Origin of the sequence: Pseudomonas sp. BF-R-01 (assembly GCF_019946615.1) — a bacterium.
GTDB classification, from domain to species: Bacteria; Pseudomonadota; Gammaproteobacteria; order Pseudomonadales; family Pseudomonadaceae; genus Aquipseudomonas; species Aquipseudomonas migulae.
Window position 1 is genome coordinate 23,866 of sequence record NZ_JAGYFX010000049.1, and the last position, 23,533, is coordinate 47,398.

Here is a 23,533-nt window from a genome sequence, read left to right on the forward strand (position 1 = left end):
TCCATGCCGCGTTTTTTAGCTTCGCTGCTGTTGCTGTGCCTGACCTTCAACGCCCACGCTGACAGCTACATCACCCGCCTGTTGAACAAACCGGTTCCGGGGGGCGTGGCGGTGGTGGATCTGGGCAGCTCTGCCCAGGCGCCGAAAGCCAGCTATCAGGGCAAACCGGTGCTGGTGGTCAAGGAACAGGACAATTGGCTGGCGATTGTCGGTGTGCCGTTGACCGTCAAACCGGGGGCGCAGTCCATCAGCAGCGGCGGCCGCAACTTGAGTTTCACCGTTGGCAACAAGAAGTATCCGGAACAGCGCATCACGTTGAAAAACACTCAACAGGTCAACCCGAACCCGGACAATCTCAAGCGCATCGAGCGCGAACTGGCCGAGCAGATCGCCGCGTACCGCACGTTCAGCCCGAATACGCCGAGCAACCTGCTGCTGGACAAACCGGTCAACGGGCCGCTGTCGAGCAAGTTCGGCGTGCGCCGTTTCTTCAATGGTGAAGAGCGCAATCCCCACTCTGGCCTGGATTTCGCCGTGGGCGCCGGCACGCCGATCAAGACCCCGGCAGCGGGCAAAGTGATTCTGATCGGTAACTACTTCTTTAACGGCAACACGGTGTTTGTCGACCATGGGCAGGGCTTTATCAGCATGTTCTGTCACATGTCGAAGATCGATGTGAAGGTGGGGCAGCAACTGGCTCGTGGCGGTGTGGTTGGCAAGGTCGGTTCGACTGGACGGGCGACCGGGCCGCACATGCACTGGAATGTCAGCCTGAATGATGCGCGGGTGGATCCGGCGATCTTCATAGGCGCGTTTCAGCCTTAGATTTTCGGTGAGGTTGATGGCCTCATCGCGAGCAGGCTCGCTCCCACATTTACCGTGTTCACACCGAACAAATGTAGGAGCGGGCTTGCCCGCGAAGGCGGTATCACTGACGCCGCTTATTCCGCGTCCAGGTCCTCTATCCCATGGACCTCTCGATCCGCCAGGCAGTGTTTGACCCACTCCTGCGTCTCGACTGAAAACCAGCTCAACTCCTCTGCCGTGATCAATTCCCGCGCGCACAACCCAAGCAAATGCGAGCGGGCTTCATGACGCGAAAACCTGAAAACACCAAACGCCCAGTACAGCTCCTTTTGCCCGGCTTTCAGCAGCTCCTCGCTGGCATCTATTCGTTCGTAGGGCGCGTTGCTCTTATCCAGCAGCGTTTTTTCGACATCCGACAAAATCCGCTCGCACATCCGCTCATGTGCCACCGGCCGTAACACGCAATACTGCTTCCAGTCAGACTCGTTCATCGCCGACTCCTGAATGCCAGTCGAGGCTTTAAGAATAGCCCGACTGTCAGCGCCCGGCGCTCAAACCATCAATTGCGCATCGCTTGAAGCTCGCGCAAAAAACCAAACAATCACGGGGACTCACAGCAATAAAATCTCGATAAATACGCGCTAGCGAGTATTCCTCTCAATTTTTTTCGACTGCTTGCCATCCTTCACCCTCGCGGTTAGGGTTGAAGACATGAAAACCTCTCACACCCTCATTCAGCTTCGCCAGCACCGCAGCCTGTGCCTCGTCAGCGCACGACTGCCGGGCTGAATCGCGACGCCTCGTTTTACGCTTTTCCCCAAGAACTTTTGATCCACCGGCAGGCCGCCTTTTTTCGGCCCACACAATAAGGATTTCCCGATGAGCATGCTCAAAGACCCGTCTTCGAAATACCGCGCGTTCCCGACCATCGACATTCCGGACCGCACCTGGCCGTCGAAGACCATCACCGCCGCGCCGATCTGGTGCAGCTCCGACCTGCGCGACGGCAACCAGTCGCTGATCGAGCCGATGGACGCGGTCAAGAAGCTGCGTTTCTGGAAAACCCTCGTACAGGTTGGCGTGAAAGAAATCGAAGCGTCCTTCCCGGCTGCGTCGCAAACCGACTTCGACTTCGTGCGCACCCTGATCGAAGGCAACCACATCCCGGACGACACCACCATTCAGGTGTTGACTCAAGGCCGTGAAGACCTGATCGAGCGCACCTTCGAATCCCTGCGCGGGGCGAAGAAAGCCATCGTTCACCTGTACAACGCGACCTCCCCTTCCTTCCGCCGCATTGTCTTCAACCAGGACAAGGACGGGATCAAGGCCATCGCCGTGAACGCCGCCAAGCTGTTCGTCAAATACGCGGCCCAGCAGCCGGACACGCAGTGGACCTTCGAATACTCGCCGGAAACCTTCAGCGCCACCGAGCTGGAATTCGCCAAGGAAGTCTGCGACGCGGTCATCGAAGTCTGGAACCCGACGCCTGAGCACAAGGTGATCCTCAACCTGCCGGCCACCGTCGAATGCGCGACCCCGAACATCTATGCCGACCAGATCGAATGGTTCGGCCGCCACATCAATCGTCGTGACAGCGTGATCATCAGCCTGCACACCCACAACGACCGTGGCACCGGCGTGGCCGCCACCGAGCTGGGCCTGATGGCGGGTGCGGACCGTGTCGAAGGCTGCCTGTTCGGCAACGGCGAGCGTACCGGCAACGTCGACCTGGTCACCGTGGCACTGAACCTCTACACCCAGGGCATCCACCCTGAGCTCGATTTCTCGGACATCGACGGCGTGCGCAAAGTCGTCGAAGAATGCAACCAGATCCAGGTGCACCCGCGTCACCCGTACGTCGGCGACCTGGTTCACACCGCGTTCTCCGGCTCCCACCAGGATGCCATCCGCAAGGGCTTCGCCCAGCAGAAACCGGACGCCCTGTGGGAAGTGCCGTACTTGCCGATCGACCCGGCCGACATCGGCCGCAGCTACGAGGCGGTGATCCGCGTCAACAGCCAGTCGGGCAAGGGCGGTATCGCTTACCTGCTGGAACAGGAATACGGCATCAGCTTGCCGCGTCGCATGCAGATCGAGTTCAGCCAGGTCGTGCAGCGTGAAACCGATCGTCTGGGCCTCGAAATGACCGCCCAGCAGATCCACGCGTTGCTGCACAGCGAGTACTTGCAGGCCAACACCCCGTACGCGCTGGTCAGCCATCGCCTGCAGGAAGAAAACGGTCACAGCGCCGTGGAAGTGGAAGTTTCCGGCAAGGGCCAGGGCGAAACCAACCTGCACTGGCGCGGTAAAGGCAACGGCGCGCTGGAAGCGCTGGTGGCCGGTCTGCCGATTCCGGTGGAGATCATGGATTACAACGAGCACGCGATCGGTGCGGGCACCAACGCCAAGGCCGCGGCCTACATCGAACTGCGTGTGGAAGGCCAACGTGCGGTGCACGGCGTGGGCATCGATGAAAACATCACCACCGCCAGCTTCAAGGCCCTGTTCAGCGCGCTGAACCGCTCGTTGAGCCAGCCGGAAGCGAAAGCGGCATAAAGTCACCGCTGTAATGCAAAAGGCCCCTTGGTGAAAACCTTGGGGCCTTTTTGTTTGCCGGCAATATTTATGTTGTCTGTCCTGGCCCCATCGCCAGCAAGCTGGCTCCTACAGAGGACCGCGTCGGTCAGAACAACTCGGTCAACTGTAGGAGCCGGCTTGCCGGCGATGGGTCCTTGTCAGGCAGAGAAAATCTCAGGTGAACTCGAACGTATCCGCATCCAGATTCGCCGGAAACCGCGTGCGATAAGCCGCCAGTTCCGCCGCATCCAGAACAAACTGAAACACCCCATCCGCCTCACCGGCGCTGAGCAATGTCTCGCCCTGAAAATCCAGGACCTGACTGTCGCCGGTGTACGCAAAGCCTTTCCCGTCAGTGCCGATGCGATTCACCGCCGCCACATAGCACAGGTTTTCGATTGCCCGCGCCGGCAGCAAACGGTTCCAGTGCTGGCGCCGCGCCCCCGGCCAGTTGGCGGTGTACAGCAAAAGGTCTGTGTCCTGGGCATCGCGGCTCCACACCGGGAAACGCAGGTCGTAGCAAATCAGCGGCCGGACGCGCCAGCCTTTGAGCTCGAACTGCACCTGACGCTCGCCCGGCGTGTAGTGATTGTGCTCGCCCGCCATACGGAACAAGTGGCGCTTGTCGTAATGCCAGACTTCGCCATCCGGCCGCGCCCACAACAGGCGATTGCGATGGCTGCCATCAGCGGCCTGAACGATGATGCTGCCGGTGATCACCGCATCGAGTTTTGCCGCCTGGGCGCGCAGCCATTTGCTGGTGGGACCGTTTTCCGCCTCGGCAAGCGTCTCGGACTCCATGGAAAAACCGGTGGTGAACATCTCCGGCAGGATGATCAGGTCCGCGCCACGAGCCTGCTCCAGCAGTTGCTCGAAATGCTCCAGATTGGCCTGGCGGTCGTGCCAGGCCAGGGTTGTCTGGATCAGCGCGATGGTCAGATTCGGCAATGCACTCAGATCACGCATAGTTTTGCCGCTGCTTCACGCAGGGTCTCCTCGCGTTTGGCGAAGCACAGGCGCACCAGGCGCTGGCCTTCGGGTGGCGTCTGGTAGAACACCGAGATCGGGATGCTCGCCACGCCGTGTTCGCGGGTCATCCACAGCGCCATCTCGACGTCGTTGAGGTCGGGACGGATCTGCGAGTAATCGACCAACTGGAAATAGGTGCCGGTGACGCGGGTGAAACTGAAACGCGATGGCATCAGCAAGTCGCAGAACAGATCGCGCTTGGCCTGGTAGAAGCCGGGCAATTCTTCGACGTGTTCAGGATGCTCCGCCATGAAGTCGGCCAAGGCGTATTGCAAGGGGGTTACGCCGCAAAAATTGACGTACTGGTGCACCTTGCGCAGCTCTGCCGACAAGGCCGGTGGCGCGACCACGTAGCCGGTTTTCCAGCCGGTGACGTGGTACGTCTTGCCGAAGGAGCTGACCACGAAGGCGCGCTGATACAGCTCTTCATGGGCCAGCACACTGACATGGGGCACACCGTCGTAGACCAGGTGCTCGTAGACCTCATCGCTGATCACATAGATGTCGCGGTCACGGATCAACGCCGCCAGTTGGTCCAGCTCGGCACGGTTGATCAGTGCGCCGCTGGGATTGTGCGGGGTATTGAGGATGATCATCCGCGTGCGCGGACTCAGCGCCTGGGCGAGCTTTTCGAAATCGATGCTGAAGTCGTCCAGCCCCAGTTGCACGTGAACGCAACGGCCACCGGCCAGCTGGACCGAGGGCTCGTAACTGTCATAGGCCGGATCAAACACGATGACTTCGTCACCGTTGTGGATAACGGCCTGAATGGCGCAAAAAATCGCCTCAGTCGCACCGGGAGTCACGGTCACTTCGCTGTCCGCATCGACGGTGACGCCATAGCTGCGGGCAATTTTCGCCACGATCTGCTGACGCAGTACCGGCAGGCCGGTCATCGGCGAGTACTGGTTATGGCCATTGGCAATGTGCCGACCCACCGCATCGCACAAGGCTTGCGGGGCATCGAAATCGGGAAAACCCTGTGACAGGTTGATCGCCCCGGTTTGCGCCGCGAGCTGAGACATCTGCGTGAAGATAGTGATGCCGACATTCGGCAGCTTACTGGTGATCATCGGTGATTCCCTGCTCTACACCCGGCTCTAACGGCGGCGCGGGAGAGCCCGAGGATAGCCAAACGGCGCCCATAAAAAAAGGGCGCCAGTGGCGCCCTTCTTCTCGAACCCGATCCCGTAGGAGCGAGGCTTGCCCGCGAACGCAACACCGCGGTGTATCAGATACACCGCGTTATCGTTCTTCGCGGGCAAGCCTCGCTCCTACAGAGGCGAGCCAGCCTTGAATCAGCGCTTGTCGCGGCGCTTCTTGTCGGCTTTCTTGTGGTGCGACATCAAGCGACGCTTCTTGTTGACCTGACGGTCAGTGAGCGAGTTCTTGTTGCCTTCGTACGGGTTCTCGCCGCCCTTGAACTCGATGCGGATCGGCGTACCGACCAGCTTCAAGACACGACGGTAAGTGTTTTCCAGGTAACGCACGTAGGACTTCGGCACCTTCTCGATCTGGTTACCGTGAATCACGATGATCGGCGGGTTGGCACCACCCAAGTGCGCATAACGCAGCTTGATCCGGCGGTTGTTAACCATCGGTGGCGCGTGCTCGCCAACCGCATCTTCCAGAATCTGGGTCAGGCGGTTGGTCGGCCAGCGGGTGACCGCGGACTTGAACGAGTTCTGTACGGAAGCGTAGAGGTTGCCCACGCCCGTGCCGTGCAGCGCCGAGATGAAGTGGATGTCGGCGTAGTCAACGAAGAACAGTCGACGTTGCAGCTCGACCTTCACGAAGTCACGCTCGCTCGGCGTCATGCCGTCCCACTTGTTGATCGCGATAACCAGCGCACGACCCGACTCAATGGCGAAGCCCAGCAGGTTGAGGTCGTGGTCTACCACGCCTTCGCGGGCGTCCATCACGAAGATCACCACGTTGGCGTCTTTGATCGCTTGCAGGGTTTTGACCACGGAGAATTTTTCGACTTCTTCGTGGATCTTGCCGCGCTTGCGCACACCGGCGGTGTCGATCAGCGTGTACTTCTCGTCGTTACGCTCGAACGGGATGTAGATACTGTCGCGGGTAGTGCCGGGTTGGTCGTACACGATGACCCGGTCTTCACCAAGCATGCGGTTGACCAGGGTCGACTTGCCGACGTTCGGGCGGCCGATGATGGCGATCTTGATCCCGTCTTTTTCGCTTGGGCCAGGAATGCGCTTGGCTTCCTCGCCTTCGGCAACGTCCTCTTCCTCGCCTTCTTCCAGCTCTTCTTCGTCTTTCGGGAAGTCGCTCAGGGCGATTTCCAGCATCTGGGTGATGCCACGACCATGAGCACCGGCGATCGGGATCGCGTGGCCCATGCCCAACGGGGCGAATTCGGCGCGGGCCATTTCAGGGTCGATGTTGTCGACCTTGTTGGCAACCACGTACGAACGCTTGTTACGTTTGCGCAAATGCTCGGCGATCATCTGGTCGGCGGCGGTGAAACCGGCCTTGGCATCTACCAGGAACAGAACGACATCGGCTTCTTCAATGGCCAGCAGCGACTGCTCGGCCATTTTTTCGTCCATACCGTGCTCGTCACCGGAGATACCGCCGGTGTCGACCAGAATGTAGGAACGCCCTTGCCACTTGGCCTCACCGTATTGGCGATCACGGGTCAGACCGGACAAGTCGCCGACGATGGCGTCGCGAGTCCTGGTCAGGCGGTTGAACAAGGTGGACTTGCCGACGTTCGGTCGGCCCACCAGGGCGATTACGGGAACCATGCGGCTCTCCACTTCGTTATTTCAGAAAATACAAAAGCCGCTGCGAGGCAGCGGCTGGTGCTCGGGGCAGCGTTTGAAAACGCTGCGAGCCCCGCAGAACGGGGCCGCTTGGGGGTTAACCCCAAGCATAGTCAAAACATTACTTGATGGTCAGGGCTTCCAGTTTGCCGCTGTTGCCATAAAGATAAATCGTGTCACCCACCACCAGCGGACGGGCACGCAGGCCGTCGCTGTCAATGCGTTCGCGGCCGACAAAACGACCGTCCACCTGGCTCAGCAGGTGCACATAGCCTTCCATGTCACCGACTGCAACATAGCTGGAGAACACTTCCGGAGCCGACAGTTGACGGCGAGCCAGCGAATCGTTGCTCCACAAGGCTGTGGTGGAACGCTCGTCAACGCCTTCAACGGTGCCCGAAGCCAGGCTCACGTACACAGTGCCGAAGCCCTGGGCAACACCGGCATAGCTGGAAGCATCACGCTGCCAGAGCTGACGACCGCTTTCCAGGTCCAGTGCCGCAACGCGACCCTGATAGCTGGCGACGTACAAGGTACCGCCGGACAGCAGCAGACCACCGTCGATATCGACAACGCGCTCCAGTTCCGAACGACCTTGCGGGATCGCAACCCGCTGTTCCCACACCGGCACGCCGTTGGAGATATCGAGTGCAACCACTTTACCGGTCGACAGGCCAGCCACCGCAAGGCGGTTGGTCACGATCGGCGCACTGGTGCCACGCAGGGTCAGGACCGCAGGCGTGCTGTCATACAACCAGCGCTGGTTGCCGGTAGAGGCATCCAGACCGATCAGACGGTCATCCTGAGTCTGAACGACCACCACGTCACCGTTGTTGGCCGGCGGCGCGAGAACTTCGCTGGACACGCGAGCGCGCCATTTCTCTTCACCGTTGGTGGCGTCCATTGCAACGATTTCGCCCTTGGTCGTACCGATCACGAGCAGGCCATAACCTACGCCAACGGCGCCGGAAACAGGCAGTTCGAGGTCTTTCTTCCATTTGACGTCGCCATTGCTGCGATCCATCGCCATCACCACGCCAGTGACGTCGGCGGCATAGATGGTATCGCCATCGATCGCCGGAACCAGCATGTTGTAGGTTTCGCCCTGACCGTCACCGATCGAACGACTCCACTGCTTTTGCAGGACCACTTCTTCTTTGAAGTCGACCAGCTCGGCAGGCGGCAATTCTTTTTTGCTGTTGCTGCTGCAACCCGCGGCCAAAACGGCCAGAGCCAGCAATGCTGCATGTTTCCAACGGATCACGTCACGCATCCCCTTTGGCCAGATCGTCCAACTTGATTTGTAGGCCACCGACTGCCGCTTCATCCGACAGTGCCGCCTTGGCTTTTTGATACGCAGCGTGCGCTTCGTCGGTACGACCCAACTGCACCAGCAGGTCGCCCTTGAGCTCTTCGCGGGTGGCGAGGAATGCTTTATCGGCATCGCCTTCGAGCAGTTTCAGGGCGTCATCGACCTTGTTCTGCGCGGCCAGTACCTGCGCCAGGCGCTGACGGGCGATTTCGCCCAGTGCCGGGTTGGCCGGTTTGGCAACAATGGCTTTCAGCTCGGTGGCAGCGTCGTCCAGCTTGCCGCTGTCGACCGCGACTTTCGCCACGAACAGGCTGCCGTATTGCGCGTAGGCGCTGCCGCCAAATTCGCTGTTGAGCTTGCCGGCCAGGTCCGAAACACGGGCGGCATCAGGCTTGCCGTTGGGCGTCAGCGTGGTTTCGAGCAATTGCTGATAGAGCATCGAGGCGCCTTGCGACTGATTGCTCTGATACTTTTGAAAGGCCTGCCAGCCGAACACGATGACCAGCGCCAACAGGCCGCCAGTGACCAGGGGCTTGCCGTTGCGTGTCCACCAGTCCTTCAAATCCGCCAGCTGTTCGTCTTCGGTACTCGACACCCCAATACTCCTTAATCGCTAAATCGGCTGTTTATGACAGCTTCAACCCTGCACGACGCAGGTGGCCAGGTGTGCAGCAAGCGCATCCCAGGCAATGCTTTGTTGTTCGCCCTGGCCACGCAGGGGTTTGAAACCTACCACTTGCTGGGCCATTTCGTCGTCACCGAGGATCAGCGCGTACAGCGCACCGCTCTTGTCGGCCTTCTTGAATTGACTTTTGAAGCTGCCGGCGCCGGCATTGATCTGCAAGCGCAGGTTGGGCAACTGATCGCGCACCTTCTCGCTCAACGTCAGGGCCGCCAACTCGGCAGCCTCGCCGAATGCGCAGAGATAGACGTCGACCTGACGGGAGATCTCTTCCGGGATCTGCTCCAGGGTTTCAAGCAGCAGCACCAGGCGCTCGATGCCCATGGCGAAACCAACGCCCGGGGTCGGCTTGCCGCCCATCTGTTCCACCAGACCGTCGTAGCGGCCGCCAGCACACACGGTGCCTTGAGCGCCCAACTTGTCGGTGACCCACTCGAAAACCGTCTTGCTGTAGTAATCCAGCCCGCGTACCAGCTTCGGGTTGATCACGTAAGGAATACCGGCGGCGTCCAGGCGAGCCTTGAGGCCCTCGAAGTGCACGCGGGATTCGTCGTCGAGGTAGTCGGCCATTTTCGGCGCGTCGACCAGGATCGCTTGAGTGTCGGCGTTCTTGGTGTCCAGAACGCGCAACGGGTTGGTCTTCAGACGACGCTGGCTGTCTTCGTCGAGCTTGTCCAGGTGAGCGGACAGGAACTCGACCAGCGCTTCGCGATAACGACCACGGGATTCGCTGGTGCCCAGGCTGTTGAGCTCGAGCTTGACCGCATCACGGATGCCCAGCTCGCCCCACAGGCGCCAGGTCAGCACGATCAGCTCAGCGTCGATGTCCGGACCGTCGAGGTTGAACACTTCGACACCGATCTGGTGGAACTGGCGATAACGGCCTTTCTGCGGACGTTCGTGGCGGAACATCGGGCCGATGTACCAGAGTTTCTGCACCTGGCCGCCGCCAGTGATGCCGTGCTCGAGCACCGCACGCACGCAGGCCGCTGTGCCTTCAGGGCGCAGGGTCAGCGAATCGCCGTTACGGTCTTCGAAGGTGTACATCTCTTTTTCGACGATGTCGGTCACTTCACCGATCGAGCGCTTGAACAGCTCGGTGAACTCGACGATCGGCATGCGAATCTGCTTGTAACCGTAGTTATCCAGCAGACGCGAAACGGTGCCCTCGAAATGACGCCACAGGGGAGTCTGTTCGGGCAGGATGTCGTTCATGCCACGAATGGCTTGCAGAGACTTGCTCACTTTAAATCCTTAAATTCGTTCGATCAGCCGCGAGCGATTACAGCTGCGTCAGCTTCGACCTTCTCGGCCGCTTTCTGGCGGATCAAGCGTTCAAGCTCATCCACCAGATTGTCATTCGTCAGTTTCTGCGACGGCTTGCCGTCGATGTAAATCAGGTTTGGCGTGCCGCCGGTCAAGCCGATATGGGCTTCCTTGGCTTCGCCCGGCCCGTTGACCACGCAACCGATGACCGCGACATCCAGCGGCACCAACAGATCTTCGAGGCGCCCTTCCAGCTCGTTCATGGTCTTGACCACATCGAAGTTCTGCCGCGAGCAGCTCGGGCAGGCGATGAAGTTGATGCCACGGGAACGCAGGTGCAGGGATTTGAGAATGTCGTAGCCGACTTTCACTTCCTCGACCGGGTCGGCCGCCAACGAGATGCGGATAGTATCGCCAATCCCTTCGGCGAGCAGCATACCGAGGCCCACGGCGGATTTCACTGTGCCTGAACGCAAACCACCGGCTTCGGTGATGCCCAAGTGCAGCGGCTGGACGATTTCCTTGGCCAGCAAGCGGTAAGCAGCGACGGCCATGAACACATCGGAGGCTTTCACGCTGACCTTGAAGTCCTGGAAGTTCAGACGCTCAAGGTGCTCGACGTGACGCAAGGCGGATTCGACCAGTGCGGCCGGGGTCGGCTCGCCGTATTTCTTTTGCAGGTCTTTTTCCAGGGAACCGGCGTTGACGCCGATGCGGATCGGAATCCCGCGATCACGGGCGGCATCGACCACCGCACGCACGCGGTCTTCACGACCGATGTTGCCCGGGTTGATCCGCAGGCAATCAACGCCCAGTTCGGCTACGCGCAAAGCGATCTTGTAGTCGAAGTGGATGTCGGCCACCAACGGTACTTTGACCAGTTGCTTGATCTTGCCGAAGGCTTCGGCGGCGTCCATGTCCGGTACGGAAACCCGCACGATATCAACGCCAGCGGCTTCCAGACGATTGATCTGGGCAACGGTGGCGGCAACGTCATTGGTGTCGCTGTTGGTCATGCTCTGCACAGCGATGGGCGCATCGCCGCCAACAGGCACGTTACCGACCCAGATTTTCCGGGATTCGCGACGCTTGATTGGAGATTCGCCGTGCATGACTTATTGACCCAACTTCAGGCGAGCAGTCTCGCCACTGGTGAATGGAGCGACATCAACCACCTGCCCGTTGTAGCTGACCTGCGCGCCACGGGCGAAGCCCAGACGCACGGCAAACGGCGGCTTACCACTGAGGGAAACGGTTTCGCCTTTGCGCTTGAGACCACTGAGCAGCACTTTGCCAGTGCCGTCGGTGACTTGTGTCCAGCAATCAGCGGTGAATTGCAGTTGAACCTGGCCTTGGCCGGCAACCGGAGCAGCCGCTGCCGGAGCAGGAATGGTCGGCGTTACCGAGGCAGTTGCAGGCGGGGTCGACACAACCGGAGCCGTCGGGGCCGCAGGCGCGACAACTGGCGCGGTGCTGTGCGCCGGGGCAACGGGTGCCGGAGCAGCCGGCGCGGTGTTATGTGTCGGTGCAACTGGCACCGGGGTAGCCGGTGCGGCCGGAGCGACCACAGGCGTAGCCGGCTCAGCTTCAGCCGGCGCTTCAGTCGAAGTCTCGGCTTGCGGCAATGCGAGAGCGGTCGAACTTTCAGCCTGACCTTCCGCGACAGCCTGGTCTTCCGGCTCGTCCAGCGGATGGATCTGGGTGGTGCCGTCGGCGCCTTCGACTTCAACGTGCTCCGGGCTCAGGCTGATCAGGTCCTTGGTGCGCAATGAAGTTTGATCCTGCCACCAGATGAAACCGCCGCCAATCACCGCGATCAGCAACAGCAGGCTGACGATTCGCAAGATAGTGTGGGAAACCCGAACCGGCTCTTCGATGCGCCCCAGGCTGTGGACGTTGGCGCCCTGGGAGTCGGTACCGGTGGACTGGTCGAATTGCTGAACCAGAACGGTCTGGTCCATGCCGAGCAATTTGGCGTAGGCGCGAATATAACCGCGGGCAAAGGTATGCCCCGGCAGCTTGTCGAATGCGCCGGCTTCCAGATTACTCAGGGAATTAACGGTGAGGTTGAGCTTGAGGGCCACTTCGGCCAGCGACCAGCCATTGCTTTCGCGGGCCTGGCGCAAAGTTTCACCGGGGTTAACGCGATTCGCTGCTACAACTTCGGGATGCGCCGCTTTCATCATTGCTCCGACAGGTATTGCTGATATTCCGGCGTACCGGGATAGAGTCGTTTTAGTTGCAGGCCATAACTGGCTGCCTTGTCGCGATCTTCGAACACTTTTGCCAGCCGAACGCCGAGCAATAGACTACGTGCATTTTGCTCGGTGAGCAGGCTAAAACGGTCGTAATAGTCACGCGCGGGCACATAATGCCTGTCTTCGTAAGACAACTCAGCCATTTCCAGCAATGCACGGGGTTGCTGACGGTTCAAACGCAAAGCTTTTTCCAACTGCTGCTGGGCCAGATCACGCTGGCCAAGCTTGGAAGCGGTCATGCCCAGGTTCTCGAACACTCGCGAACGCTCAGGATACAGGGTATCGGCAGCGGCTTGCTCGAAGCGCTCGTAAGCCTCTTTGTAACGTTTCTGTTCGAAAAGAAAACTGCCGTAATTATTCAGGATACGGGCATCGTTGGGGCGGGAAGAAAGCGCCTTGCGAAAGTGCTCATCCGCCAGCTCCGGCTCCATCTCGGCCTGAAACACCAGACCCAATGCGGCATTGGCGTCAGGATCCGAACCGTCCAGCTCCAAGGCCTTTTTCAGCGGGACCTTGGCGCGTTCGGTCATGCCCTGCTGCAAATAGCCCAAGCCCAGTTGCACGTAGGCAACTCGCGCTTCATCGCGGCCCTTGCTGGTCTTCATCGGATTGAAATCGCCCGACAGGACGCAGCCAGTACAAAGACTGGCCAACAGCAAAAGCAGCGCAAAGCGCAGGGACATAGAGATCCTCTCTTGAATTATTTCGCAGCGTTCGAAGCCATATCGTTGTCGGCGCTCAACTCGCGCACGGCGATATAACGTTCACTGCGACGGGTACGATCCAGCACCTGCCCTACCAATTGGCCACACGCGGCATCGATGTCTTCACCGCGGGTGGTGCGTACGGTGACATTGAAACCTGCATGGTGAAGCTGATCCTGGAAACGACGAATCGCATTGTTGCTCGGACGCTCGTAACCGGAATGCGGGAACGGGTTGAACGGAATCAGGTTGATCTTGCACGGGATGTTCTTGAGCAGCTCGATCATCTCAACGGCATGTTCAACCTTGTCGTTGATGTCCTTGAGCAAGGTGTACTCGATGGTCAGCACGCGTTTTTCGCCCAGGGACGACATGTAGCGCTGGCACGACTCGAGCAGCATCTTAAGCGGATATTTCTTGTTGATCGGCACCAATTGGTTACGCAATGCGTCATTCGGTGCGTGCAGGGACAACGCCAGGGAGACGTCGATGTGCTTGGACAGCTCATCGATCATCGGCACCACGCCGGAGGTCGACAGGGTCACACGGCGCTTGGAAATGCCGTAACCCAGGTCGTCCATCATCAGATGCATGGCCGCAACGACGTTGTCGAAGTTCAGCAGCGGCTCGCCCATGCCCATCATCACCACGTTGGTGATGGCACGGTCGGCGGTCGCCGGGATGCTGCCGAACGATTTATTGGCAATCCACACCTGGCCGATGACTTCGGCGGCGGTGAGGTTGCTGTTGAAACCTTGCTTGCCGGTGGAGCAGAAACTGCAATCCAGGGCACAGCCTGCCTGGGACGAAACGCACAGAGTGCCGCGTTTGCCCTGGGGAATGTAAACGGTCTCGACGCAGCTGCCGGACGCCACGCGCACCACCCACTTACGGGTGCCGTCGGTGGAAATGTCCTCGCTGACGACTTCAGGACCGCGAACTTCGGCAATGGCCTTGAGCTTGTCGCGCAGGGCCTTGCTGACGTTCGTCATGGCGTCGAAATCATCGACGCCAAGGTGGTGAATCCATTTCATTACCTGACCGGCACGGAAACGCTTCTCCCCGATTGAGTCGAAGAATTTTTCCATTTCCTGTTGAGTCAGACCCAGCAGGTTGGTTTTTACAGTCGATGTAGTCATGGATTCACCTTCACTCTTAAGCCAATGCTTAGCGAGTGGTTACTTCAGTAGCTGCGAAGAAGTACGAGATTTCGCGAGCAGCAGCGGCTTCGGAGTCCGAACCGTGTACAGCGTTGGCGTCGATGGAATCAGCGAAGTCAGCACGGATGGTGCCGGCAGCAGCTTCTTTAGGGTTGGTAGCGCCCATCAGCTCACGGTTCAGAGCGATAGCGTTTTCGCCTTCCAGAACCTGAACAACAACAGGACCGGAGATCATGAAAGCAACCAGGTCGCCGAAGAAACCACGAGCGCTGTGCTCAGCGTAGAAGCCTTCAGCTTCGGCTTTGGACAGTTGCTTCAGTTTCGAAGCTACAACGCGCAGGCCTGCTTTTTCGAAACGAGTGGTGATCTCGCCGATGACGTTTTTTGCAACAGCGTCAGGCTTGATGATGGAGAAAGTACGTTGAACAGCCATGGTGTAACTCCAGAAACGGTAATTTGTGAAAAATTAAACCCGCGAATTATACGCGGGTTCTTGGGTATTGCCTAACCTGCAGCGTGGCTCAGTCGCGTTCTTCGATCCAGTGGGCCTGAATGGCCTCGAGGATCTTTTCGCCACAATGCTCAGGCAGGTCGTCGAACTCGGGCAATTCCATCACCCACTTGCGCAGATCGACGAAGTTGACCGACAAAGGGTCAACATCGGGCTTGCTTTCAGCCAGCTGGATTGCAATTTCCAGCACATCAGTCCACTTGAGACTCATGACAGTTCCTTGAATCAGTGCGGCGCTTCGGCGGCGTGGTTGAGCGAATACTTCGGAATCTCGATGGTCAGGTCTTCAGTCCCGACGATCGCCTGGCAGGCCAGACGCGATTGAGCTTCCAGACCCCAGGCACGATCGAGGAAATCTTCTTCCAGTTCATCCGCTTCTTCCAGCGAATCAAACCCTTCTCGAACGATGCAGTGACAAGTGGTACAGGCGCAAACGCCGCCACAGGCACTTTCCATCTCGATGTGGTGCTCATGAGCCAGTTCGAGAATCGATGTACCGGGCTCAGCCTCGACCACCATGCCTTCCGGGCAAAACTTCTCGTGTGGCAGAAAAATGACCTGCGGCATCAGTTATCCTCGATTTCATTCAGATTGCGCCCCGCCAGCGCGGCTTTCACCGTCGAGTCCAGGCGGCGGGCAGCAAAGGCGTCGGTGACTTGCGACAGACGCTTGGTCTGCTGCTCGATGGCGTAACCATCGGCACCTTTCATCAGTTCGGTCAGTTCCTGCATCTGCAATTCGATGACCATGCGCTCTTCGGCGTCGAGCAAACGCTCGCCGTCGGCTTCGAGAGCGGCTTGCACCGCTTCGATCAGACGCTGGGCATCGACCTGCTGCTCACGCAGCACACGGGCGACCTTGTCGTCGTTGGCGTGCTGGAACGAATCCTTGAGCATCTTGGCGATTTCGCCGTCGGTCAGGCCGTAGGACGGCTTGACCTGAATGCTTGCTTCAACACCCGAACCCAACTCACGGGCCGAGACACTGAGCAGACCGTCGGCGTCGACCTGGAAGGTCACGCGGATCTTCGCTGCACCCGCGACCATCGCCGGAATGCCGCGCAACTCGAAGCGTGCCAGGGAACGGCAGTCGCTGATCAGCTCGCGCTCACCCTGCAACACGTGGATCGCCATGGCCGACTGGCCATCTTTGTACGTGGTGAAATCCTGGGCACGAGCGACAGGAATGGTGGTGTTGCGCGGAATCACCTTCTCCATCAGGCCGCCCATGGTTTCCAGCCCCAGGGACAACGGAATCACGTCGAGCAACAGCAGTTCGCCGCCATCGCGCTTGTTGCCGGCCAGCGTATCGGCCTGGATCGCGGCACCGATGGCCACCACTTGATCCGGGTCGATTTCAGTCAGCGGCTGGCGACCGAAGGCTTCGGCGACGGCTTCGCGAACGCGAGGCACACGCGTCGAACCGCCAACCATGACCACCGCGTGCACGTCTTCCAGCTCGACGCCGGAATCACGCACCGCGCGACGGCAGGCTTTCAGGCTGCGAGCAACCATCGGCTCGATCAGCGCATTGAAAGCTTCGCGAGTCAGCTCGGCTTTCCAGTCGCCATAAGCGACTTCAACGGCCGCAACATTGGTCAGCGCTTCCTTGGCCGCGCAGGCAGTTTGCAGCAGGTTACGTTGCGCACCCGGATCGAGATCAGCGGACAAACCGGCGCTCTCGATGATCCAGCCGGCAATCGCATGGTCGAAGTCATCGCCGCCCAGGGCGCTGTCGCCGCCGGTGGCCAGCACTTCGAACACACCGCCGGTCAGGCGCAGAATCGAAATATCGAAGGTGCCGCCGCCCAGGTCATAAATCGCGACCAAGCCTTCAGCATGTTGATCCAGACCGTAAGCCACGGCAGCGGCGGTCGGCTCATTGAGCAAACGCAGCACGTTCAGGCCGGCCAGCTTGGCCGCGTCCTTGGTGGCTTGACGCTGAGCATCGTCGAAATAGGCCGGAACGGTGATCACCGCACCCACCAGCTCGCCACCCAATGTCGCTTCGGCGCGCTGACGCAACACCTTGAGGATATCGGCGGAGACTTCGACCGGGCTTTTCGGCCCCTGAATGGTTTCGATGAACGGCATGTGCGACTCGCCGCCGACAAAGCGGTACGGCAGTTGCTCGCCCAATTGCTTGACGTCGGAAAGACCACGACCCATCAAGCGCTTGACCGACAGCACGGTGTTCAACGGATCGGTAGCGGCAGCCAGCTTGGCCGACTCGCCCACTTCGACGCGATCGGCGTAGTAACGCACGGCGGACGGCAGGATGACCTGCCCGTCAGCGTCGGCCAGAGGCTCGGAAAGACCACTGCGTAATGCAGCGACCAGCGAATTGGTAGTGCCCAAGTCGATCCCCACAGCCAGACGACGCTGGTGCGGTTGAGGACTTTGGCCGGGTTCGGCGATCTGCAGTAGGGCCATCGTGATCAGGACTTATCTGTATATCAGGCGTGCGACCGGAGCGGCACTGGGTTAATCGTCGAGGCGCTCTTCTAACTGGCGCACTTCGTAGGTGAGCTTGTCGAGGAACTGCATGCGCCGCATCAGGCGTTCGGCCTGTTCACGTTGCGCTGCATCATTCCAACAGGCTGCGAAACTGTCGTTCAGTTTTTCCTGAGCAACTTTCAAACGACGCTTGAAGACGGCAACGCCATTCAGGTCGGCGCTGTCCTGCAGGTCTTCGAGCTCTTCGCGCAACTCCATCTGTTGCAGAAGAAACTCCGGATCATGCACCGTGACCTCCAGCGGCAGCTCGCCACCATTCAGGGCGAGCAGGTATCGCGCGCGCTTCGGGGGACTTTTGAGCGTCTGGTAGGCCTCGTTGAGGCTCGCGGATTGCTCTAGCGCCAGCCGTTGCTCGCGCTCGGAAGCGTCCGCAAAACGGTCCGGATGAACACTGCGCGCCAACTCACGGTAGCGCGTAGCCAGCTGGTCGAGGTCCAGATTGAAACTCGGTTGCAGCTCGAATAAAGCGAAATGACAAGGAGTACCCACAAGAAGCCTCAGATGTTGAAGCTTTCGCCGCAGCCACATTCACCGCGTACGTTGGGGTTGTTGAACTTGAAGCCTTCGTTCAACCCTTCCTTGACGAAATCGAGCTCGGTGCCGTCCAGGTAGGCCAGGCTTTTCGGGTCGATAATCACTTTCTCGCCGTGACTTTCGAACACCTGATCCTCGGCAACCACCTCGTCGACAAACTCCAGCACGTAGGCAAGGCCGGAACAGCCCGTGGTGCGAACACCCAGACGAATCCCTTCACCTTTGCCGCGCCCGTCGAGGGAGCGTCGCACGTGTCGAGCAGCCGCTTCTGTCATGCTGATAGCCATCGGTGACTCCTTACTCGTCGCAAAATCTTGAAAATCAGATCAAGCCTTTCTTCTGCTTGTAGTCGCGAACGGCCGCTTTGATAGCGTCTTCAGCGAGTACGGAGCAGTGAATTTTCACCGGCGGCAGAGCCAGTTCTTCGGCCAGTTGAGTGTTTTTGATGGTCTCTGCTTCATCCAGAGTCTTGCCTTTCATCCACTCGGTCGCCAGGGAGCTGGAGGCGATAGCCGAACCGCAACCGTAGGTCTTGAACTTGGCGTCTTCGATGATGCCTTGCTCGTTGACCTTGATTTGCAGGCGCATCACGTCGCCGCACGCCGGAGCGCCGACCATGCCGGTGCCAACATCCGGGTCTTCCGCGTCCATCTTGCCGACGTTACGCGGGTTTTCGTAGTGGTCGATGACCTTTTCGCTGTAAGCCATGATTCTTAATCCTCACTCATCAGAGAGTCGCTCTTGAAGCCCTGCCTACCTTAAGTTTACAGGGCCTGGTTTGCGGCGACTTGAAATCAGTGTGCCGCCCACTCGATTTTCGAAATGTCGACACCGTCTTTGTACATGTCCCACAGCGGCGACAGAGCGCGCAGCTTGGTAACGGCCTCGCAGACTTTCTGCGCGGCGTAGTCGATTTCTTCTTCGGTGGTGAAACGACCGAAGGTGAAGCGGATCGAGCTGTGTGCCAGTTCGTCGTTGCGGCCCAGGGCGCGCAGTACGTACGAAGGCTCCAGCGAAGCCGAGGTGCAAGCCGAACCGGACGAAACCGCCAGATCCTTGAGCGCCATGATCAGCGACTCGCCCTCAACGTAGTTGAAGCTCAGGTTCAGGTTGTGCGGAACGCGAGCGGTCATGCTGCCGTTGACGTACAGCTCTTCCAGGTCTTCGACCTGTTTGAAGAAACGGTCGCTCAAGGCTTTGATGCGCACGTTCTCGGCAGCCATGTCTTCCTTGGCTACGCGGAAAGCTTCACCCATGCCGACGATCTGGTGGGTCGCCAGGGTGCCGGAACGCATGCCGCGCTCGTGACCGCCGCCGTGCATGGTCGCTTCGATGCGCACACGCGGCTTGCGGCTGACGTACAGCGCGCCGATGCCTTTAGGGCCGTAGGTTTTGTGGGCGGAGAACGACATCATGTCGACTTTCAGCTTCAGCAGGTCGATCTCGACCTTGCCGGTGGACTGAGCGGCGTCGACGTGGAACAGGATCCCTTTGGAGCGGGTCAGTTCGCCGATGGCTGCGATGTCGTTGATGGTGCCGATTTCGTTGTTCACGTGCATGACCGAAACCAGGATGGTGTCGTCACGCAGTTCAGCTTCGATCATTTCCGGCGTAACCAGACCGTCAGTGCGAGGCTCGATGTAGGTCACTTCGAAGCCTTCACGCTCCAGTTGGCGCATGGTGTCGAGGACAGCCTTGTGCTCAATCTTGGTGGTGATCAGGTGTTTGCCCTTGGTCGCATAGAAATGCGCCGCACCCTTGATTGCCAGGTTGTCGGACTCGGTGGCACCGGAGGTCCAGACGATTTCACGCGGATCGGCGTTGACCAGGTCTGCGACCTGACGACGGGCGTTTTCGACGGACTCTTCAGCTTTCCAGCCGAACACGTGGGAACGGGACGCCGGGTTACCGAAGTTTCCGTCGACCAGCAGGCATTCACTCATCTTTTGCGCAACACGCGGATCAACCGGGGTGGTCGCAGAGTAATCAAGGTAAATCGGCAATTTCATGGACTATCTCCTAAATCAGGCTGGCTGGCGTGCCGCTAGCTCTTTGGCTGTCATTCGACGGCGGACGCTTCAATCTTGTCCAGGCGTGGCGTCTTGCTGTTGCAACGACGCTGGTCCTGACGCTGGGCTACTTCTTGTACCTCACGGCGAGTAACAAGATCAGCCAAGCTGATACCGCTCAGAAATTCGTGGATCTGCAGGCTCAGGTCACACCACAGGTGGTGGGTCAGACAGGTGTCGCCTTGATGGCAATCACCCTGCCCCTGGCACTTGGTGGCATCGACCGATTCGTTTACCGCATCGATCACCTGGGCGACCTGGATGCCCTGCATGTCGCGGGACAGCTGGTAACCGCCGCCTGGACCACGGACGCTGGACACCAGATTGCTGCGGCGCAATTTGGCGAAAAGCTGCTCGAGGTAGGACAGGGAGATGCCTTGGCGCTCGGAGATATCGGCCAGGGACACGGGCCCGTGCTGCGCATGCAACGCCAGATCAAGCATGGCGGTCACGGCGTATCGGCCTTTTGTAGTCAGTCGCATGGACAATTACCACGGAGTTCGGAATGGGGCGAGTATGCAATTCCCGAGTATTTAAGTCAACTATAAGACCTAGTACTTTAGTCAGGTTTACCCGCAAAAGAGCGGCCGCATCATAACAAAGGCTGGGCGGTTACAGCCAGCGAATGCGAGTTATCGTTCTTCGCGGGCAAGTCGGATCGCCGCCCGCTCGCTCCTACAGGATTAACGAAACCCTTGTAGGAGCAAGGCTTGCCCGCGAAGGGGTCGACTCGGTCTAGCTGGCCTGGCTCTGATCCTTGTCCTTCACACACGCAAAGTCTTCTTCGCGCAGTTCAGGCAGATCTTTCGCACAGTAATTACTGCCCAGATCCTTCAGCGCCCCGCACATCCCCTCCAGACGACCATCGACTGCCTGCAGGTGATCGAGCAATTGGTTAATGGCACGCGCCACCGGGTCCGGCATATCTTCGCCAACACCGTAGGCATCGAAACCGATCTTCTCGGCCATGGCCTTGCGCTTGGCGTCCTGCTCTTCATCGGATTTGACGATGATCCGCCCTGGAATGCCGACCACTGTCGCACCGGGCGGCACAGCCTTGGTCACCACGGCATTGGAACCGACCTTGGCGCCGGCACCCACAGTGAACGGGCCGAGCACCTTGGCACCAGCCCCCACCACCACACCGTCTTCCAGTGTCGGGTGACGCTTGCCTTTATTCCAGCTGGTGCCGCCCAGCGTCACACCCTGATAAAGGGTGACGTCGTTGCCAATTTCAGCGGTTTCACCGATGACAATACCCATGCCATGGTCAATGAAGAACCGACGACCGACCTTGGCGCCCGGATGGATCTCGATCCCGGTCAACCAGCGACCGAAGTTCGACACCAGCCGCGCCAGCCATTTCAGCTCGGCGCGCCACAAGGCTGCCGACAACCGGTGGATCCAGATGGCGTGCATGCCCGGGTAGCAAGTCAGGACTTCAAAAGCGTTACGCGCCGCCGGGTCACGATGGAAAACACTCTGGATATCTTCACGCAAACGCTCAAACATCATTAATCCTTCCGCTTTAGAAGCTCACCACGGGCCGCTTTCTGGGTTTCCGTGAGGATGCCACGCAATATATTCATTTCCGCCCGGCTGACCGAGCTTCGTCCGTACAGCCGACGCAGGCGCGCCATCAAGTGTCGTGGCTTTTCAGGATCGAGGAATTCGATGGCCACCAGGGTTTGCTCCAGGTGTTCATAGAACCGCTCCAGCTCATCCATCGTCGCCAGCTCAGCGCTTTTGACCGATGCCACTTCTTCCTTCTCGACCTTGCTCGGCTGGCCTTGGGCCGCCAGCCAGGACATGCGCACTTCATAGCTCAACACCTGCACCGCCGCCCCAAGGTTCAGCGAACTGAACTCAGGGTCTGATGGGATGTGCACGTGATAATGACATCGCTGCAGCTCTTCATTGGTCAGGCCGGAATCTTCACGACCAAATACCAAGGCGATTTCGGCGCCCTGCACGGCTTCCTCGACCACTTTCGTCCCGCATTCGCGGGGATCGAGCAGCGGCCAGGGAATGCGCCGGTCACGGGCGCTGGTGCCGAGCACCAGATTGCAGCCGACCAAGGCATCTTCCAAAGTGGCGACGACTTGCGCGTTTTCAAGGATGTCCCCGGCGCCAGATGCACGGGCATCGGCTTCGTGGTGCGGGAACAACCGTGGTTCGACCAGCACCAGCCGCGACAGGCCCATGTTCTTCATGGCACGCGCAGCCCCGCCGATATTGCCGGGGTGGCTGGTATTGACCAGGACGACACGAATGTTATGCAGCAAGGGAGGCGCTCTCGAACACTTTAATGGGGAGCAGAATCTTACAGCTCAACCTACCGTTAAGCTATGAAAGCGAACACTGACCTTCTCCTGTAGAAACTTTCTGATAGAATGCCCGGCTTTCTTTAACAACCTTAGGTGACACATCCATGCAGCCCATGCTGAATATCGCGCTGCGCGCCGCCCGCAGCGCCAGTGAATTGATCTTCCGCTCCATCGAGCGCCTGGATACCATCAAGGTCGACGAAAAAGACGCCAAGGATTACGTATCCGAGGTGGATCGCGCCGCTGAACAGAAAATCATCGACGCGCTGCGCAAGGCTTACCCGAACCACTCGATCATGGGTGAAGAAACCGGCATGCACGCCGGCACCGGGATCGAAGGCGAAGAATACCTGTGGATCATCGATCCGCTGGACGGCACCACCAACTTCCTGCGCGGCATTCCTCACTTCGCTGTCAGCATCGCCTGCAAATACCGCGGTCGCCTGGAACACGCTGTTGTTCTGGACCCGGTTCGCCAGGAAGAATTCACCGCCAGCCGTGGTCGCGGCGCTCAACTGAACGGTCGTCGCCTGCGCGTCAGCGGCCGCACCAGCCTGGACGGCGCCCTGCTGGGTACCGGCTTCCCGTTCCGTGACGACCAGATGGACAACCTCGACAACTACCTGGGCATGTTCCGCGCCCTGGTTGGCCAGACCGCCGGCATCCGCCGCGCTGGTTCGGCGAGCCTGGACCTGGCCTACGTGGCTGCCGGCCGTTTCGACGCGTTCTGGGAGTCGGGCCTGTCCGAGTGGGACATGGCTGCAGGCGCCCTGCTGATCCAGGAAGCTGGCGGCTTGGTGAGCGACTTCACCGGCGGTCACGATTTCCTTGAGAAAGGCCACATCGTTGCCGGTAACACCAAGTGCTTCAAGGCAGTGCTGACGGCGATCCAGCCGCACCTGCCGGCCTCGCTGAAGCGCTAAGCTTCCAGCGACAGAAAAAGCACCCTACGGGGTTCTTTTTTTATGCCTGGAATTTGCCCTCAAGAAAAC

General features: G+C 59.4%; 25 protein-coding genes. 3 read left to right on the forward strand and 22 right to left on the reverse strand.

All coding sequences use genetic code 11. The features are described from left to right. Positions 1 to 3 precede the first annotated feature (3 nt). Entirely contained in the window at positions 4 to 825 is an 822-nt protein-coding gene (locus KGB27_RS18635; protein WP_223555707.1) for a M23 family metallopeptidase, read from the forward strand. A gap of 116 nt (positions 826 to 941) precedes the next feature. Here the strand turns inward: KGB27_RS18635 and KGB27_RS18640 are convergent, their stop codons facing one another. Beyond that, positions 942 to 1,298 (reverse strand): hypothetical protein, encoded by a 357-nt coding sequence (locus tag KGB27_RS18640; protein ID WP_008025532.1) that lies wholly within the window; start codon positions 1,296 to 1,298, stop codon positions 942 to 944. Between the two features lie 388 nt (positions 1,299 to 1,686). Here KGB27_RS18640 and leuA point away from each other — a divergent pair, with 388 nt between their 5' ends. Next, positions 1,687 to 3,366, forward strand: coding sequence for a 2-isopropylmalate synthase (leuA, locus tag KGB27_RS18645; protein ID WP_008025530.1), 1,680 nt, complete (start codon positions 1,687 to 1,689; stop codon positions 3,364 to 3,366). A 195-nt stretch (positions 3,367 to 3,561) separates the two neighbouring features. Here leuA and KGB27_RS18650 read toward each other — a convergent pair whose 3' ends face one another. From KGB27_RS18650 to trmJ, 21 genes are all read right to left on the reverse strand, one after another. Then, entirely contained in the window at positions 3,562 to 4,353 is a 792-nt protein-coding gene (locus tag KGB27_RS18650; RefSeq protein WP_223555709.1) for an amidohydrolase, read from the reverse strand. Beyond that, a complete protein-coding gene (locus tag KGB27_RS18655) occupies positions 4,341 to 5,489 on the reverse strand; it encodes a pyridoxal phosphate-dependent aminotransferase (RefSeq protein ID WP_008042421.1) in 1,149 nt (382 codons plus the stop codon). Before KGB27_RS18655 ends, KGB27_RS18650 begins: the two co-directional genes overlap by 13 nt. A gap of 225 nt (positions 5,490 to 5,714) precedes the next feature. Next, positions 5,715 to 7,184 carry a ribosome biogenesis GTPase Der gene (gene der / locus KGB27_RS18660; protein WP_008025521.1) on the reverse strand — a complete coding sequence of 490 codons (1,470 nt, stop codon included), beginning with the start codon at positions 7,182 to 7,184 and terminating at the stop codon, positions 5,715 to 5,717. 139 nt (positions 7,185 to 7,323) lie between these two features. Next, positions 7,324 to 8,475, reverse strand: coding sequence for an outer membrane protein assembly factor BamB (gene bamB / locus KGB27_RS18665; protein WP_032828591.1), 1,152 nt, complete (start codon positions 8,473 to 8,475; stop codon positions 7,324 to 7,326). Further along, positions 8,468 to 9,109 (reverse strand): tetratricopeptide repeat protein, encoded by a 642-nt coding sequence (locus KGB27_RS18670; protein WP_223555711.1) that lies wholly within the window; start codon positions 9,107 to 9,109, stop codon positions 8,468 to 8,470. Before KGB27_RS18670 ends, bamB begins: the two co-directional genes overlap by 8 nt. A gap of 42 nt (positions 9,110 to 9,151) precedes the next feature. Further along, entirely contained in the window at positions 9,152 to 10,441 is a 1,290-nt protein-coding gene (hisS, locus tag KGB27_RS18675; protein WP_008042422.1) for a histidine--tRNA ligase, read from the reverse strand. Positions 10,442 to 10,464: 23 nt separating this feature from the next. Next, a complete protein-coding gene (gene ispG / locus KGB27_RS18680; protein ID WP_007903603.1) occupies positions 10,465 to 11,574 on the reverse strand; it encodes a flavodoxin-dependent (E)-4-hydroxy-3-methylbut-2-enyl-diphosphate synthase in 1,110 nt (369 codons plus the stop codon). Positions 11,575 to 11,577: 3 nt separating this feature from the next. After that, a complete protein-coding gene (locus KGB27_RS18685; RefSeq protein ID WP_223555714.1) occupies positions 11,578 to 12,645 on the reverse strand; it encodes a helix-turn-helix domain-containing protein in 1,068 nt (355 codons plus the stop codon). Continuing rightward, complete coding sequence (gene pilW / locus KGB27_RS18690; RefSeq protein ID WP_008042429.1) at positions 12,645 to 13,403, reverse strand: type IV pilus biogenesis/stability protein PilW; 759 nt, start codon at positions 13,401 to 13,403, stop codon at positions 12,645 to 12,647. The genes KGB27_RS18685 and pilW overlap by 1 nt, the downstream gene beginning before the upstream one ends. A 17-nt stretch (positions 13,404 to 13,420) precedes the next feature. Beyond that, a complete protein-coding gene (rlmN, locus tag KGB27_RS18695; RefSeq protein ID WP_008025507.1) occupies positions 13,421 to 14,563 on the reverse strand; it encodes a 23S rRNA (adenine(2503)-C(2))-methyltransferase RlmN in 1,143 nt (380 codons plus the stop codon). Positions 14,564 to 14,591: 28 nt separating this feature from the next. After that, a complete protein-coding gene (gene ndk, locus KGB27_RS18700) occupies positions 14,592 to 15,017 on the reverse strand; it encodes a nucleoside-diphosphate kinase (RefSeq protein ID WP_007916882.1) in 426 nt (141 codons plus the stop codon). A gap of 88 nt (positions 15,018 to 15,105) precedes the next feature. Then, positions 15,106 to 15,306, reverse strand: coding sequence for a Fe-S cluster assembly protein IscX (iscX, locus tag KGB27_RS18705; protein WP_008025505.1), 201 nt, complete (start codon positions 15,304 to 15,306; stop codon positions 15,106 to 15,108). Between the two features lie 14 nt (positions 15,307 to 15,320). After that, on the reverse strand, positions 15,321 to 15,662 hold the full coding sequence (gene fdx / locus KGB27_RS18710; RefSeq protein ID WP_008025503.1) for an ISC system 2Fe-2S type ferredoxin: 342 nt from the start codon (positions 15,660 to 15,662) through the stop codon (positions 15,321 to 15,323). Beyond that, the gene (gene hscA / locus KGB27_RS18715) at positions 15,662 to 17,527 is read right to left on the reverse strand and encodes a Fe-S protein assembly chaperone HscA (RefSeq protein WP_223555717.1); all 1,866 of its coding nucleotides are present in this window, start codon (positions 17,525 to 17,527) and stop codon (positions 15,662 to 15,664) included. Before hscA ends, fdx begins: the two co-directional genes overlap by 1 nt. 51 nt (positions 17,528 to 17,578) lie before the next feature. After that, positions 17,579 to 18,100 (reverse strand): co-chaperone HscB, encoded by a 522-nt coding sequence (gene hscB, locus KGB27_RS18720; RefSeq protein ID WP_008025499.1) that lies wholly within the window; start codon positions 18,098 to 18,100, stop codon positions 17,579 to 17,581. A gap of 8 nt (positions 18,101 to 18,108) precedes the next feature. Continuing rightward, positions 18,109 to 18,432 (reverse strand): iron-sulfur cluster assembly protein IscA, encoded by a 324-nt coding sequence (iscA, locus tag KGB27_RS18725; protein ID WP_003227904.1) that lies wholly within the window; start codon positions 18,430 to 18,432, stop codon positions 18,109 to 18,111. Positions 18,433 to 18,466: 34 nt separating this feature from the next. Then, positions 18,467 to 18,853: a Fe-S cluster assembly scaffold IscU gene (gene iscU, locus KGB27_RS18730; RefSeq protein ID WP_003443374.1), complete on the reverse strand. Its 387-nt coding sequence runs from the start codon at positions 18,851 to 18,853 to the stop codon at positions 18,467 to 18,469. 86 nt (positions 18,854 to 18,939) lie between these two features. Continuing rightward, positions 18,940 to 20,154 (reverse strand): IscS subfamily cysteine desulfurase, encoded by a 1,215-nt coding sequence (locus tag KGB27_RS18735; RefSeq protein WP_223555720.1) that lies wholly within the window; start codon positions 20,152 to 20,154, stop codon positions 18,940 to 18,942. A 50-nt stretch (positions 20,155 to 20,204) separates the two neighbouring features. After that, on the reverse strand, positions 20,205 to 20,696 hold the full coding sequence (gene iscR / locus KGB27_RS18740) for a Fe-S cluster assembly transcriptional regulator IscR (RefSeq protein WP_008042436.1): 492 nt from the start codon (positions 20,694 to 20,696) through the stop codon (positions 20,205 to 20,207). 253 nt (positions 20,697 to 20,949) lie between these two features. Then, positions 20,950 to 21,726, reverse strand: coding sequence for a serine O-acetyltransferase (cysE, locus tag KGB27_RS18745; RefSeq protein WP_008025494.1), 777 nt, complete (start codon positions 21,724 to 21,726; stop codon positions 20,950 to 20,952). 2 nt (positions 21,727 to 21,728) lie between these two features. Next, complete coding sequence (gene trmJ, locus KGB27_RS18750) at positions 21,729 to 22,499, reverse strand: tRNA (cytosine(32)/uridine(32)-2'-O)-methyltransferase TrmJ (protein ID WP_223555723.1); 771 nt, start codon at positions 22,497 to 22,499, stop codon at positions 21,729 to 21,731. Between the two features lie 146 nt (positions 22,500 to 22,645). Between trmJ and suhB the strand changes: the two genes are divergently transcribed. Further along, positions 22,646 to 23,464 (forward strand): inositol-phosphate phosphatase, encoded by an 819-nt coding sequence (suhB, locus tag KGB27_RS18755; RefSeq protein ID WP_008014726.1) that lies wholly within the window; start codon positions 22,646 to 22,648, stop codon positions 23,462 to 23,464. The last annotated feature ends 69 nt before the right edge of the window (positions 23,465 to 23,533 follow it).

Coding starts and splice junctions, on each gene's coding strand:
- rlmN (WP_008025507.1), bottom strand. CDS start 14,563: ATGACTACATCGACTGTAAAAACCAACCTGCTGGGTCTGACTCAACAG.
- leuA (WP_008025530.1), top strand. CDS start 1,687: ATGAGCATGCTCAAAGACCCGTCTTCGAAATACCGCGCGTTCCCGACC.
- fdx (WP_008025503.1), bottom strand. CDS start 15,662: ATGCCGCAGGTCATTTTTCTGCCACACGAGAAGTTTTGCCCGGAAGGC.
- iscU (WP_003443374.1), bottom strand. CDS start 18,853: ATGGCTTACAGCGAAAAGGTCATCGACCACTACGAAAACCCGCGTAAC.
- KGB27_RS18635 (WP_223555707.1), top strand. CDS start 4: ATGCCGCGTTTTTTAGCTTCGCTGCTGTTGCTGTGCCTGACCTTCAAC.
- KGB27_RS18735 (WP_223555720.1), bottom strand. CDS start 20,154: ATGAAATTGCCGATTTACCTTGATTACTCTGCGACCACCCCGGTTGAT.
- KGB27_RS18640 (WP_008025532.1), bottom strand. CDS start 1,298: ATGAACGAGTCTGACTGGAAGCAGTATTGCGTGTTACGGCCGGTGGCA.
- iscX (WP_008025505.1), bottom strand. CDS start 15,306: ATGAGTCTCAAGTGGACTGATGTGCTGGAAATTGCAATCCAGCTGGCT.
- ndk (WP_007916882.1), bottom strand. CDS start 15,017: ATGGCTGTTCAACGTACTTTCTCCATCATCAAGCCTGACGCTGTTGCA.
- pilW (WP_008042429.1), bottom strand. CDS start 13,403: ATGTCCCTGCGCTTTGCGCTGCTTTTGCTGTTGGCCAGTCTTTGTACT.
- hscA (WP_223555717.1), bottom strand. CDS start 17,527: ATGGCCCTACTGCAGATCGCCGAACCCGGCCAAAGTCCTCAACCGCAC.
- KGB27_RS18655 (WP_008042421.1), bottom strand. CDS start 5,489: ATGATCACCAGTAAGCTGCCGAATGTCGGCATCACTATCTTCACGCAG.
- der (WP_008025521.1), bottom strand. CDS start 7,184: ATGGTTCCCGTAATCGCCCTGGTGGGCCGACCGAACGTCGGCAAGTCC.
- KGB27_RS18650 (WP_223555709.1), bottom strand. CDS start 4,353: ATGCGTGATCTGAGTGCATTGCCGAATCTGACCATCGCGCTGATCCAG.
- ispG (WP_007903603.1), bottom strand. CDS start 11,574: ATGCACGGCGAATCTCCAATCAAGCGTCGCGAATCCCGGAAAATCTGG.
- iscR (WP_008042436.1), bottom strand. CDS start 20,696: ATGCGACTGACTACAAAAGGCCGATACGCCGTGACCGCCATGCTTGAT.
- cysE (WP_008025494.1), bottom strand. CDS start 21,726: ATGTTTGAGCGTTTGCGTGAAGATATCCAGAGTGTTTTCCATCGTGAC.
- bamB (WP_032828591.1), bottom strand. CDS start 8,475: ATGCGTGACGTGATCCGTTGGAAACATGCAGCATTGCTGGCTCTGGCC.
- iscA (WP_003227904.1), bottom strand. CDS start 18,432: ATGGCTATCAGCATGACAGAAGCGGCTGCTCGACACGTGCGACGCTCC.
- suhB (WP_008014726.1), top strand. CDS start 22,646: ATGCAGCCCATGCTGAATATCGCGCTGCGCGCCGCCCGCAGCGCCAGT.
- KGB27_RS18685 (WP_223555714.1), bottom strand. CDS start 12,645: ATGAAAGCGGCGCATCCCGAAGTTGTAGCAGCGAATCGCGTTAACCCC.